This is a genomic window from Aeromonas sp. R2-2 (assembly GCF_040908355.1).
Taxonomy (GTDB): Bacteria; Pseudomonadota; Gammaproteobacteria; order Enterobacterales; family Aeromonadaceae; genus Aeromonas; species Aeromonas veronii.
In genome coordinates, this window is the sequence record NZ_JBFODQ010000018.1 from 26755 (window position 1) to 39901 (window position 13147).

Consider the following 13147-nt stretch of genomic DNA (forward strand, 5'->3'; position numbering starts at 1 on the left):
GCTTGGTGTAAGCCTGCGCTTTGGCTAGAATAGCCCGTCATTTCCATTACTAACGGCTATTCATGCAACAAGAAACCTCACAAGAGAGCTGGCCAGTATTCAAACGCCTGCTCGGTTATGTCCGTGATCGCAAGCTGGGCCTGGTCGGTGGCATCATAGGGATGCTGGGCTACGCCGCCGTGGATACCACCTTTGTCTACTCCATCAAGCCGCTGATCGATCAGGGCATCAATGGCAACGACAGCACCGTTTTGAAATGGATGCCCTTCTTCGTCCTCGGCATCGTGGCCCTGCGCGGTGTCGCCAACTTTCTCTCCAACTACTGCATGGCCTGGGTCGGCAACCACGTCGTGATGCGTCTGCAACAGCAGGTGTTCAATCACATGGTGGCAATGCCGATGAGCTTCTTTGACCGTCAGAACACCGGTCATTTGCTCTCCAAGGTGACCTATGACGCCAGTCAGGTCTCCTCGGCTGCGAGCACCACGCTGGTGACCCTGGTGCGGGAAGGGGCGACCGTGGTCGGTCTGCTCGGCCTGATGTTCTGGCACTCTTGGCAGCTGTCGGTAATTTTCCTGGTGGTTGGCCCGCTGGTGGGGGTCATCATCGGCCTTATCAGCCGTCGTTTCCGCCAGATCAGCCGTCACATTCAGCAGGCGGTGGGGGATATCACCACCTCCACCGAGCAGATGCTCAAAGGGCACAAAGAGGTGCTGATGTTTGGTGGCCAGAAGGTGGAAGAGAAACGCTTCTTCCAGGTCAGCAACAACATGCGCCAGCAGACTATGAAGATGGTCGCCGCCGATGCCATCGGCAGCCCGGTAGTGCAGATGGTTGCCTCCATCGCGCTGGCGGCCTTCCTCTACGTCGCGACCATTGACAGCGTCAAATCAACCCTGACTGCCGGTACGTTTACCGTCATGATCACCTCCATGATGATGCTGCTCAAGCCGCTGAAAAGCCTGACCGACGTCAACAACCAGTTCCAGCGTGCCATCACCGCCTGCCACAGCCTGTTTGGCCTGCTCGACACCGAGCCGGAGCAGGATACCGGCACCCGCACTCTGGAGCGTGCCCGCGGCGAGATCGAGTTTCGCAACGTCACCTTCACCTACCCGACCAAGGATACTCCGGCGCTGCACAACGTCAGCTTCAAGGTGGAGGCGGGTAAATCGGTGGCGCTGGTGGGCCGTTCCGGCTCTGGCAAGAGTACCATTGCCAGCCTGCTGACCCGCTTCTACGACATCGATCAGGGCGAGATCCTGCTGGACGGCATCAACATCCGCGAATACAAGTTGAGCGAGCTGCGCAAACAGTACGCGCTGGTCTCCCAGCATGTCCACCTGTTCAACGACTCGGTGGCCAACAACATCGCCTACGCGGCAGAAGACAAATACAGCCGCGACCAGATCGTGCAGGCCGCCCGTATCGCTCATGCCGACGAGTTCGTCAGCAAGATGAGCAACGGGTATGACACTGTGGTTGGCGAGAACGGTGCATCCCTCTCCGGTGGTCAGCGCCAGCGTGTTGCCATTGCGCGGGCTTTGCTGCGCGATGCGCCGGTTCTGCTGCTGGATGAGGCCACCTCGGCCCTCGATACCGAGTCCGAGCGCCACATTCAGGCGGCTATCGACGAGCTTTGCAAGGCGCGTACCTCGCTGGTGATCGCCCACCGTCTCTCCACCATCGAGAAGGCGGACGAGATCCTGGTGATCGACGAAGGTCATATCGTCGAGCGCGGTAACCACGAAGCATTGATGGAGCAGCGCGGCACCTATGCCCAGCTGCGCGCCATTCAGTTTGGCAACGCGGGAAGCAAGGCCTGATGCTGGAACGGCTCTGGTATCGCAAAAGTGGCTGGCGCTGGTTGCTGGCCCCCTTTGCCCTGCTGTTTGCCATCATCAGCGGCACCCGCCGCTACGCCTATCGTCACGGCTGGTGCAGGGGGTATAGCGCCTCCTTGCCGGTGATCGTGGTGGGCAATATTTCGGTGGGGGGCAACGGCAAGACGCCGGTGGTGGTCTGGCTGGTGGAGCAGTTGCAAGCCCGCGGCTATCGCCCAGGGGTAGTGAGCCGTGGTTATGGTGGCAAGGCGCCCCATTACCCCTATCGGCTGGATGAGACCAGCACTACGGCGCAGGCCGGAGATGAGCCGGTGCTGATTGCCCGGCGCTGCGGCTGCCCGGTGGTGGTTGCCCCGAAACGGGCCGACGCGGTACGACTGCTGGAGCAGAGCGGTGAGGTGGATATCATCATCACCGACGATGGTCTGCAGCACTATGCGCTGGCCCGCGACATCGAGCTGGTGGTGGTGGACGGAGCGCGCCGTTTCGGCAACGCCTGCCTGCTGCCGATGGGGCCGCTGCGCGAGCCGGTCACTCGTCTCAAACGGGTGGACGCCATCATCTGCAACGGCGGCGAGCCGGGCAAGGGGGAGTACCCCATGCAACTGGTCGCCGACACCCCGCGCCGGGTGCGCGACGATGTACCGCTTGCCGCCCCCTTGTCGGGGCCGGTTGATGCGCTGGCGGGGATCGGTCATCCACCCCGCTTCTTTGCCACCCTGGAAGGGCTCGGCTATCAGCTGGATCAGCAGGCCGCCTACGGCGATCATCACCCCTTCGATCGGGATGAGCTGGTGGGGCGCTTTGCCAGCAAGCCGCTGCTGATGACCGAGAAGGATGCGGTCAAGTGCCGCGCGTTTGCCCTCGATAACTGGTGGTATCTGCCGGTCAGCGCCGAGTTGCCCGCCTCCTTGCTCAATACCTTGTTGCACAAGCTGAACACGAGTGGAAAGGCGCAAGGCGTAACCAAGGCACAAGATTAATCTCTCTCGCCTGAATGGGGGAGAAGTGGACCAATAGCGGTCCCGTATGGAATATCTGGTTGCTCGACATCCATCGCTGGCGTGATGAAGCCGCCAGCGCGACATCGTTGAAGGAGTATCGTTTTGGCTTTGGACATCAAGTTGCTCGACATCATCGCCTGCCCGGTCTGCAAGGGTAAGCTGCATTACAACAAAGCAGTTCATGAGCTGGTCTGCCGCTTCGACAAGCTGGCCTATCCGCTGGAAGAGGGGATCCCGGTACTACTGGAGAACCGTGCCCGTCCGCTCAACAGCGATGAGCTGCCGTCATGAGTTTCGTCGTCGTCATTCCTGCCCGCTATGCGTCAACTCGTCTGCCGGGCAAGCCGCTGGCGGATATCCATGGTAAACCCATGGTGCAGCACGTGGTGGAGAAAGCTCTGCAATCAGGTGCCGATCGAGTGATCGTCGCCACTGACGATGCCCGGGTACAGCAGGCACTGCTGAGCACCGGCGTCGAAGTGTGCATGACCTCACCGGATCACCAGTCTGGCACCGAGCGTCTGGCCGAGGTGTGCCGTCACTACGGCTTTGCCGCCGATACCATCATCGTCAATGTGCAGGGGGATGAGCCGCTCATTCCGCCCGCCATCATTCGTCAGGTAGCGGATAATCTGGCCGCTGCCACGGCGCCGATGGCGACCCTGTCTGTGCCGATCAAGGATGCCGAAGAGGCGTTCAACCCGAACGCAGTGAAAGTAGTGACTGACAAGGATGGCTACGCCCTCTACTTCAGTCGCGCCAGCATTCCCTGGGATCGGGATCGCTTTGCCAAGAGCCATGAGCAAATTGGTGACCACTACCAGCGTCATATCGGTATCTATGCCTATCGCGCCGGCTTTATCCAGCGTTACGTAGACTGGGCACCGAGCGTGCTGGAGCAGGTCGAGGCGCTGGAGCAGCTGCGGGTGCTCTGGTACGGGGAGAAGATCCACGTCGCCCAGGCCCTTGAAGCACCGCCGGTCGGGGTGGATACCCAGGCCGATCTGGAGAAGGTGCGGGCCTTTTTGGCCAAGTGATGGCCACAGCACTAACGTCATGAAAAACGGTGTCGCAAGGCACCGTTTTTTGTTTTGAAAATTTATATAATTATTTGATTTTAAACGCTAAACATGGGTTTTCTCAAACTTTTGGCGTGCATGGTTTGCCAAAGCGACGAGTTTGGTTATGATGCAAGACGCCCTGTTAACCCTAACCGGGCGGCTAAAACGAGATAAAACGGGGTGTTTGGGTGATAAATGTATTCCTGGTCGATGATCATGAGCTGGTGCGTACAGGGATAAGACGCATTCTTGAAGATGTGCGCGGGATCAAGGTGGTGGGTGAGGCACAGAGCGGCGAGACCGCAGTTACGTTCTGTCGCCAACACCATCCGGACGTGATCCTGATGGACATGAACATGCCGGGTATTGGTGGTCTGGAAGCGACCCGCAAAATTCTGCGGATCCGCCCCGATGTGCGCATCATAGTGCTGACCATTCATTCAGAAAATCCATTCCCCACCAAGGTGATGCAGGCCGGCGCCGCCGGTTACCTGACCAAGGGGGCTGCTCCCGACGAGATGATCCAGGCGATCCGGCTGGTGCACTCCGGTCAGCGCTACATCTCCCCGGAGATTGCCCAGCAGATGGCCCTCAGCCAATTTGCCTCCGCTGACGAGAATCCCTTCAAGTCCCTCTCCGAGCGCGAGCTGCAGATCATGATGATGATCACCAAGGGGCAGAAGGTGACCGATATCTCCGAGCAGCTCAACCTGAGCCCGAAGACGGTCAACAGCTACCGCTATCGTCTGTTCAGCAAGCTGGGGATCAACGGTGACGTGGAACTGACCCATCTGGCCATTCGCTATGGCATGCTGGATGCCGATACCCTCTAATCGGGTGGCGTGTGGTCACAAAGGCGGCGAGTGCCGCCTTTTTGCTTTTCTGCCCCTTTGCTTTTCGGGCGGCGGGGGCAGTATGCTCTGCCCGTCAATTTTTGCCTTTGTGTGAGCCGAGTAGCTGATGACCCTCTCTCCCGAACCTCTCTTCGACAGCAAGGCGTTTCTGAGCGCCGTCACCCATCAGAGTGGCGTCTACCGCATGTATGACAGCGGTGGCACCGTGATCTACGTGGGCAAGGCCAAGGATCTGAAAAAGCGGCTCGCTTCCTACTTTCGCACCAACGTCGACAGCATCAAGACCCGCACCCTGGTGCGACAGATCGCCGATATCCAGGTCACCGTCACCCACACCGAGACCGAGGCGCTGATCCTCGAGCACAATCTCATCAAGCAGTACCAGCCCCGTTACAACGTGCTGCTGAGGGACGACAAATCCTACCCCTGGATCATCATCACCGCGCACCAGCATCCACGCATCGGCGTGCATCGCGGTGCCCGCAAGATCAAAGGAGAGTACTTCGGCCCATACCCCTCTGGCGGCGCGGTGCGCGAGAGTTTGCATCTGATGCAGAAAATATTTCCGGTACGTCAGTGCGAGGATGCGGTCTATGCCAACCGCACCCGTCCCTGCCTGCTTTATCAGCTCAAGCGTTGCGCCGGCCCTTGCGTACCCGGGTTGGTGAGCGAGGCCGAATATGCCCAGCAGGTGGAGCTGGCCAAACTGTTTCTGGCGGGCAAGAACCAGCAGGTGATTGGCGAGCTGGTGGGAAAAATGGAGTCCGCCAGCGGCGATCTGCGCTTTGAAGAGGCAGCCCGCTACCGGGATCAGATCCTGGCGCTGCGCCGGGTCACCGAACAGCAGTCGGTGAGCGGCAACGTGCTGGACGAGCTGGATGTGGTGGGGGTGGCCTTCGAACAGGGGGCGGCTTGCATCCATGTGCTCTTTATCCGTCAGGGCAAGGTGCTGGGTTCGCGTAGCTACTTCCCGAAAGTGCCGGCCGATACCCCGCTCGACGAGGTGGTGCAATCCTTCCTGCTGCAGTTCTATCTGTCGGGGCAGGGGGGGCGGCAGATCCCGAGCGAGGTGCTGCTTGATGTGGCCCTTGAGGACGAGAGCGTCATCGCCGAGACTCTGAGCCAGACCGCAGGCTACAAGGTGCGGGTGGTGAGCCGTACCCGCGCCGAACGGGCCCGCTTTATCAAGCTCGCCTCTATCAACGCCGAGACGGCGCTGCGCTCGCGGCTGGCTCACAAGAGCACCATCACCGCCCGCTACGACCAGCTGGAAGAGCTGCTGGAGCTGGAGCGCCCCATCGCCCGCATGGAGTGTTTCGATATCTCCCACACCATGGGGGAGCGCACCGTGGCCTCTTGCGTGGTGTTCAACCGGGAGGGGCCGCTCTCATCGGAATATCGTCGTTTCAATATCGACGGTATCACTGGCGGTGATGACTACGCGGCGATGGAGCAAGCGCTGGAGCGCCGCTTTGGCAAGCAGCAGGAGCCGGACAAGGTGCCGGACGTGCTGTTTATTGACGGTGGCCTCGGTCAGTTGCGTCGCGCCGAAGAGATCCTGGCCCGTCAGCTGGAGTTTCTCGGCGGTAAATATCCGCTGCTGGTGGGGATTGCCAAGGGGGTCACCCGCAAGGCGGGGTTGGAAACTCTCATCATGGGGGAGAGCCACGAAGAGCTGCATTTGCCGGCAGATATGCCCGCTTTGCACCTTATTCAGCATATTCGCGATGAATCCCACCGTTTTGCCATTACTGGCCACCGTGCCAGACGGGCCAAGGCCCGCACCAGCAGCACGCTGGAGGATATTCCGGGGGTGGGGCCAAAGCGGCGGCAGGCGCTGCTCAAATATCTGGGCGGCCTGCAGGAGGTCAAAAAGGCGAGCGTGGATGAACTGGCCAAGGTACCCGGCATCAGTCAGGAGCTGGCCCAGACCATCCACGATGGCTTGCACAGCGCCTGAGCAGGGTTAGCGGCATGGCAAAATCGCTAACTCCTTGATGCACAAGAGCCGTGACGCGGGGGGGCCGTAAATGCCATAATGGCCCTCGCATTTTGAGAAGATTGATGGATTAAAAAGACCAAGACGGGCGCCAGTGCGGTTGCATCGCAAATCGGCTTTGGCGCACTATGTAGCGACGTACAAGAAGTGGCTGAAAATAATGACAAACATACCTAACCTGTTGACGTTTTTCCGGATTTTGCTCATTCCCGTCTTCGTCATCCTGTTCTATCTGCCTTATCAATGGTCCTATCTGGCTGCCGCCATCATCTTTATTCTGGCCGCTGCCACCGACTGGTTTGATGGCTATCTGGCCCGTAAGCTCAATCAGTCCACCGCCTTTGGCGCCTTCCTTGACCCGGTTGCCGACAAGATCATGGTCGCCGCCGCACTGGTGGTCATCGTCGAACACTACAACACCATCTGGGTGACCATCCCCGCCATGACCATGATTGGCCGCGAGATCATCATCTCCGCCCTGCGTGAGTGGATGGCTGAGCTCGGCAAACGCTCCTCGGTGGCGGTCAGCTGGATTGGCAAGTGGAAGACCATGATCCAGATGGTGTCGCTCACCGGTCTTATCTGGCAATACAACGTCTGGATGGTGTGGCTCGCCTATGTGATGCTCTATGTCGCCACCGTGCTCACCTTCTGGTCGATGTTCCAGTACATGAAGGCAGCCTGGGGCGATTTGACCCACCACGCCAACCTGTGAGTCACTTGCGCCGCAAGGTGAGGTTTCCGCTGATTTGAGGCAGGAAACGGCCAAAGGCGCTAAAACTGTTCAAAAAGGGCAAAAAATGCCCGAACGATCAGGTAATTAAATATTTCTGGTTGACTGGGCGAGGAACATCGCTAGAATGCGTCCTCGTAGTCAGGCAGTCAGCCAGACCAATGCGGGAATAGCTCAGTTGGTAGAGCACGACCTTGCCAAGGTCGGGGTCGCGAGTTCGAGTCTCGTTTCCCGCTCCAAATTCAGACAATAGAGAGCCAACTCTCTTTTGCATGGCGCGTTAGCAAAGCGGTTATGCAGCGGATTGCAAATCCGTTTAGTCCGGTTCGACTCCGGAACGTGCCTCCATATTGACAAGCCCGCCACGCGAGCTTGATACCGATTGCGGTGCCCGAGTGGTGAAATCGGTAGACACAAGGGATTTAAAATCCCTCGACGTTCGCGTCGTGCCGGTTCGATTCCGGCCTCGGGCACCATTAAAATCAAAGACTTACGAAGGCCACTAGCAATAGTGGCCTTTTTGTTTTCGGCCAAGTGGCGACAGAGTGGCGACGGCAAAAATGGCCATATTGTTTCTTGAACTCAAAGGGTGTACTGTGTACACCAGTGAGGACAAGTGTTCAGAGTGAGTGATGCGTGAGTCACGCGATTGAATTTATAGAGACGTCGATCTTCACCAGGCAGATAAAAGCCCTAGCGACAGACGATGAGCTTAGAGCATTACAGGCGGAGCTGATTGCTCAGCCAGAAAAAGGCGACTTGATCCAAGGTACTGGTGGCCTGCGAAAAATTCGCATGGCAACAGGCCAGCAAGGGAAAAGCGGCAGTGCCAGGGTGATCTACTTCTTGGCGACCGTTGAGACGATTTATCTGGTACTGGCTTATGCGAAGAGTGAGAAAGAGAGCCTCACTGCCGCAGAAAAAGCAGAGTTGAAGAAATTGACCGCGTTACTGAAAGGCGAGGTTTGATATGAACATGTTTGACGAACTGAAGGCTTCTCTTGAAGAGGCTGTCGAGATCAAGCAGGGTCGCGTAGAGCCTGCCGCACGGACAAAATACGAGGTCACTGACGTCAAGGCCATCCGCCTTAACCTCAAGGTATCACAGCAGGAGTTTGCCCAAGCATTAGGAACGAGTGTGGATACGGTCAAAAGCTGGGAAACCCGGCGCCGCAATCCAACTGGGTTGGCTGCGAAAGTGTTGGGACTCATACAGGATAAGCCTGACCTGTTTCGTGAGTTGGCAGCTCACTGACCTAGGCGCCAAACTTCTAAAAGAAGGCCCCATATTGGGGCCTTCTTTTTTAGGTAATAGTTGGAGTAAGGAGGTAGATAAACGCTATTCTCTCGTACGACGTTGTACGACAGTTTTATTCGTTATTCTACGATTTATTTTTTCTTTCCAAGAAATTTGTGCTGGCGACAGTTTACGTTTCCGGCAGGTATCAATCAGGAAACCATATTCAGTTTCGAAAATGTACCCAAGTTTGTAGGCATGTTCAATTAAGTCTCTGTTGGCATTAGCCTTTGAATCTTTCGCAATACGCTTAAGTCCATCAAATAGATTTCCAGTATCAATCCCGATAAAACGGTTAATACATACGTTGCCTACGTATGTTTTGTTCCCGGTCATGCGATTTTCGATATAACAGTGCTCTTTAATCGCTTGTCCACAAGGACAGTAATCAAACTCTTCGCTTATTTCGATGCCAACAAGAAACCATTCCTTTATTGCCATAGGAAAGTGAGGTGAATTTGACAGTGGCAGTATGTGCTCTTTGAGGCGTTCTAAATTATGTTCCATAAACATCCCTGAATCTAACTATCTAAATTTCATATAGTAAGTTCGGTCACGCATCGTGAATGCGTGACCGGTCACATTATCGGCTGAGCGCTATTGGCTCGCGGTGAAGCCTGAACATACTAATAGCTAGGGCGGCTAGTTCGGCCAGGTGAAGTAGGTATCTGCGACGGCGCGGATGGCCCCGTTCTCGCACAGATGGCTGACTTCAATTAGGGCAAGGGATGCCTGTTTGGCGAGGGGGCAAACATGAGGGGGATGATCAGTGCCAGGCATAAAGTGCCCGGCACCAGAGCAGCGCTATTTTTCAGTGCTGTTTTCTTTTGACGAGTTATCTGAAGTGTCTTTGGGCGCTTTCCATGCCACTTGCTCGACTTGATCATGGCGCAAAAGTCTGACTTGCCCCCCTTGTAGCCGATAGGCGCAATGAACACTATTGCATATCAAACGGATGTGTGGTGTATCGCCGATAATGGGCGATTGTGCCTTGGCATCCTCTGTAGTCAATTGACCGGTTTCCAACCTTTTCGCCCTTGCTTGGGCAGAACTAAAGCCCTCATTGAAACTAAATATTGCGGGTAAGAGAACGAGCATGGCCGGTATGACCAAAATGGCAAACCGATCATAGATAATTTTCAACCAGAGAAAAAAGATAAAAAGCCTTGGCGTTGGCACTAGTGCTCTTCTACGTAAGAATTTCTTTACCTTTGGAAGACGTATTGAGCATAAACGATGGCAATACCATGCCCATCTGAGCCGTAGCCCGACGCATAGGAATAGAACCACGATGATGAATGTTATGGCAACGATGCCCCAGAACACCGGCTTGAGATAGATCTTACCTGCGTCTAGCCATTGCATGTATCCCCAGGCGAGGTATAGGTCAGCAGGCCACGGAAACTCAAAAATTTCCAGCCCATCAACTAGGCATTCGCCAAAGTGATATGCCATTCCAGATAAATAGATACCAGCGGTGATGATCGGTATTGCTGCAAATACCGTCGTCAGGAATGTGGCTATCTTGGCTTGGGGCTCTTTTGGTTCTGGTGACTTTCGTACCTGTTTGAGGTGTTGCCTTAACCAGTGCCAGCGCCCCCAGTTGATCTCTTGATGCTTCTTCATGTATCCCTACGCTGGAAATGACGAGTTTCAAATATGTCCGTTATTGTACTGATAATATGGTGAATGGAAATGTGAGCCAGTAGTTGGGATGTGACTACATAGGTTTTCAATATTTCAGTTTCCAGATCATAGGCGTTACAACTTAACTATATGAAAATAAAAGCCTTTCAGACAATACAAAGTAACCACATAGATCCTGTCCGATCATTCAAACACCCACGAAAATTATGATACTCCTAATAAATTCAACAAGTTATGCGTTCACCGTTGTTATCCAGAGCCCTGTCGAACTGTAAAACCCTGCAATTTCTTTCGATCCTTTCAGATCCTCACCTCGCCCGAGATCCTTTATCTGGCGCGGTCTGGGCCTATGGTTTTGCGGTAATCCACTTTTGCAAAAAATTATATTGGTGCGGCGCGCAGGCGGGAGCGGATGAGCGCGGATTCCGTGGCGCAGACGCCGCCGTGGGCTTTCCGTGACGCTCTGGCTGCTGTGCTTGGCTCTATGCCTCGCGTATGATGTGCGCCTGCCTGACGGTGCCCTACATGCGGCGCCTTTCCCTGGCCATGCTTTGGTGCTGTCAGGCAGATAGAAGAAGGCCCCACAATGTGGGGCCTTCTTCGCTTGGTGGGCTACTCGATGATGGGGGATAGGGTCTGGGCCAACTGGCCAGCTTGCTTGCTCTGGCCGTTGAAGGTATCGGCATTGGTGGGTGCTGGCCCACCGTGGGTATGGCTCGCGGTGGCAGCGGCCAGCTGCTCCACCACGTTCATCAGCTGGAGCAGCAGCCCGAAGATGTTCACCCCCTCGCTACCTATCCATGAACGTGGCGCCTCAAAGTGCTGCAGCTCTCCGACCACACAGCGCCGTAGTTGCCCGATCACCTCCACCAGATCACCGGCTGCAGTGTGGCTCATGTTGCCCAGGCACCCCGCCACCAAGTCATCACCGGCCAGCAGCTCGATGGCCCCGAGCGCCTCGATGCGCTTCATCGCCCCGATCTGCTCCACGCTGTGCTGCAGGGTAGTGAGTCGGTGCTGGCCGAACTCGCCCTGGTAGTCATCCGCCTCGCGGTGCATCAACAGTGCCTTGTCATGCTGGGTGCGGTCAGTGTGGCGGCTCTGGTTGCCCACGGTATCGGTGCGGCTGAACACCTCGGCCCGCAGCTGCTGGAGCTGCTCGCCCGGGGCAATGTCTGGCAGAGGCCAGCCTGAGCCCAGCACGGTGCGAATGAATGGCCTGTCAGCGCGGCCGAAGGCAAACCCCAGCTCGACGATGGTCCCCTCGATGGGGAACTGCAGCAGCCCCTGCTCGGACCCGCCGAACATTACCGGCAGTGGCACGGCGCGATAGAGCGGGGCGGCCTTGTCCGGCTGGCCATCTTCCCCCAGCAGTTGCACGTCCACCGCATAGCGCGGGCGAAACGGATCATTGAGCTGGCCAGCGGCTGCGTTGTCGCTGATGGCCTCGACCCGCCCGAACTTGGGCAGGTGCATCTGGTCGGCCAGCTCCGGGAACTCGCCCTCCATCTTGCGCCGCTCCGGCGACTTCACCGGTTTACCTGGTGTCGCCGTGGTGAGGGTCATCTCGTCACCCTTCAGGCGTACACGTACCACCCGCTTACCGTTGACGAGTGCGCCCGGGCGCATGGCCGGGATCGGCGCCGTGGTGAGGGTGTTGCCCGCCTGACGGCCAGAGAAGGCCGGATCCAGCTCTACCGCCCGCTCGGCCCAGCGGCTGTGGGCGTGACTACCGACGAAGATGGCGCCATCCGGTTGCTGATGCCAAATGAAGTCCGGCACCGCAAAGGCGCGACCGGCGTTGTTCAGCAGCTGATAGCCGGTGCCGGCGCTGGTGAAATTGGGGATAGGCCGATCGGTATAGTCGGCCCCATCCGGCAGCAAAAAGGTGAGCTTGGTCTGGTCGCTCAACCAGGCCAGCAGGCTGCGCAGAGTGGCGTGCTGAAGGCTCACCGGAAACGCGCTCCCCAGCATACCGGCCAGTTCGCGGCACAGCAGTTTGCAGGCGCCATTGCTGGCGGGCTGCACGTCATACACATATCCGGTAAACCAGCGCCGCAGCTCGCCGTTGTAGCCCAGATCCACGGTCAGGGTTTGCCCCTTATTGGCGTTCCCCTCGATGGTGAGGGCGGCGCGGCCGCCGGCGCAGAGATCCAGCACGATATCGTGGTCGATGAGGTTGGCCGGTTGGCCGCCCAGGGTGAGGTTGGTCGAGAGTTTCACGCCATCAGGTCTCCCAGTTTGTTATCCAGCCCCTTGATGGCCTGCTCCCATGAACTCAGCTGCTCCTGCTCGGAGGCAGGCGCTCCCTCTGACGGCTTGGCCGGTTTGGTGTTGGCGTTGCCCTGGCCCACGGTGGCCGGTGCCTTGGGCATCCGTTGTTCCCGCTTCTCGGGTACCGAGTTGTGTTCGCGCAGGGTGAACTGCACTTGCCACGCCAGCAGCCCCTCCTGTTCGCTGGCAGTGATGCGCCCGGCAAACTTGGCCTGACGCACCTTGACCGACTTGGCCAGCAGCGACCCGACCCGGTAGATGTGGCGCTTGCCGCCATCACTTTTGGCGTCGGCCAACTCAAACAACCGGCTCAGGGTCTGCTCATCCTTGAAGGGGACCAGGCCCGAGATATCGAGCTCCTTGGCTTTGGCCCCTTGCTCCGAGCTGCTGGTCGAGCTGGTCTGGCCGCTGCTGTCCTTGTCCTGAAACTGCAT

13 protein-coding genes and 3 tRNA genes are annotated in these 13147 nt (G+C 57.4%); 12 read left to right on the plus strand and 4 right to left on the minus strand.

The genetic code is table 11. The features are described from left to right. The first annotated feature begins 62 nt into the window (after positions 1 to 62). The 12 genes from msbA (at position 63) to nadS (ending at position 8750) form a co-directional block, all read left to right on the plus strand. Positions 63 to 1826 (plus strand): lipid A ABC transporter ATP-binding protein/permease MsbA, encoded by a 1764-nt coding sequence (msbA, locus tag AB5Z09_RS03035; RefSeq protein ID WP_005359702.1) that lies wholly within the window; start codon positions 63 to 65, stop codon positions 1824 to 1826. Continuing rightward, positions 1826 to 2827, plus strand: a complete 1002-nt coding sequence (gene lpxK, locus AB5Z09_RS03040; RefSeq protein ID WP_368194608.1) for a tetraacyldisaccharide 4'-kinase — start codon at positions 1826 to 1828, stop codon at positions 2825 to 2827. Before msbA ends, lpxK begins: the two co-directional genes overlap by 1 nt. A 123-nt stretch (positions 2828 to 2950) precedes the next feature. Then, entirely contained in the window at positions 2951 to 3139 is a 189-nt protein-coding gene (locus AB5Z09_RS03045) for a Trm112 family protein (RefSeq protein WP_005347033.1), read from the plus strand. Then, on the plus strand, positions 3136 to 3885 hold the full coding sequence (kdsB, locus tag AB5Z09_RS03050) for a 3-deoxy-manno-octulosonate cytidylyltransferase (RefSeq protein ID WP_128815636.1): 750 nt from the start codon (positions 3136 to 3138) through the stop codon (positions 3883 to 3885). Before AB5Z09_RS03045 ends, kdsB begins: the two co-directional genes overlap by 4 nt. A gap of 212 nt (positions 3886 to 4097) precedes the next feature. After that, positions 4098 to 4742 carry a UvrY/SirA/GacA family response regulator transcription factor gene (uvrY, locus tag AB5Z09_RS03055; RefSeq protein WP_005337448.1) on the plus strand — a complete coding sequence of 215 codons (645 nt, stop codon included), beginning with the start codon at positions 4098 to 4100 and terminating at the stop codon, positions 4740 to 4742. A gap of 127 nt (positions 4743 to 4869) precedes the next feature. After that, a complete protein-coding gene (gene uvrC / locus AB5Z09_RS03060; protein ID WP_368194609.1) occupies positions 4870 to 6723 on the plus strand; it encodes an excinuclease ABC subunit UvrC in 1854 nt (617 codons plus the stop codon). A 199-nt stretch (positions 6724 to 6922) separates the two neighbouring features. Continuing rightward, positions 6923 to 7477, plus strand: a complete 555-nt coding sequence (pgsA, locus tag AB5Z09_RS03065) for a CDP-diacylglycerol--glycerol-3-phosphate 3-phosphatidyltransferase (RefSeq protein ID WP_031227442.1) — start codon at positions 6923 to 6925, stop codon at positions 7475 to 7477. Between the two features lie 181 nt (positions 7478 to 7658). Continuing rightward, positions 7659 to 7734 (plus strand) — tRNA-Gly (locus tag AB5Z09_RS03070). A 35-nt stretch (positions 7735 to 7769) separates the two neighbouring features. After that, positions 7770 to 7843 (plus strand) — tRNA-Cys (locus AB5Z09_RS03075). A 41-nt stretch (positions 7844 to 7884) separates the two neighbouring features. Then, a tRNA-Leu gene (locus AB5Z09_RS03080) sits at positions 7885 to 7971 on the plus strand. A gap of 172 nt (positions 7972 to 8143) precedes the next feature. Continuing rightward, positions 8144 to 8464 (plus strand): type II toxin-antitoxin system RelE/ParE family toxin, encoded by a 321-nt coding sequence (locus AB5Z09_RS03085; protein WP_368194615.1) that lies wholly within the window; start codon positions 8144 to 8146, stop codon positions 8462 to 8464. A gap of 7 nt (positions 8465 to 8471) precedes the next feature. Further along, entirely contained in the window at positions 8472 to 8750 is a 279-nt protein-coding gene (gene nadS / locus AB5Z09_RS03090; RefSeq protein WP_368194610.1) for a NadS family protein, read from the plus strand. A gap of 84 nt (positions 8751 to 8834) precedes the next feature. Here nadS and AB5Z09_RS03095 read toward each other — a convergent pair whose 3' ends face one another. The 4 genes from AB5Z09_RS03095 to AB5Z09_RS03110 form a co-directional block, all read right to left on the minus strand. Then, positions 8835 to 9299: a hypothetical protein gene (locus AB5Z09_RS03095; RefSeq protein ID WP_368194611.1), complete on the minus strand. Its 465-nt coding sequence runs from the start codon at positions 9297 to 9299 to the stop codon at positions 8835 to 8837. Positions 9300 to 9596: 297 nt separating this feature from the next. Next, positions 9597 to 10418: a hypothetical protein gene (locus AB5Z09_RS03100; RefSeq protein ID WP_368194612.1), complete on the minus strand. Its 822-nt coding sequence runs from the start codon at positions 10416 to 10418 to the stop codon at positions 9597 to 9599. A gap of 633 nt (positions 10419 to 11051) precedes the next feature. Next, on the minus strand, positions 11052 to 12662 hold the full coding sequence (locus AB5Z09_RS03105; protein ID WP_368194613.1) for a hypothetical protein: 1611 nt from the start codon (positions 12660 to 12662) through the stop codon (positions 11052 to 11054). Beyond that, on the minus strand, positions 12659 to 13147 hold a 489-nt coding region (locus AB5Z09_RS03110), incomplete at its 5' end, for a hypothetical protein (protein WP_368194614.1). The genes AB5Z09_RS03105 and AB5Z09_RS03110, both read right to left, overlap by 4 nt.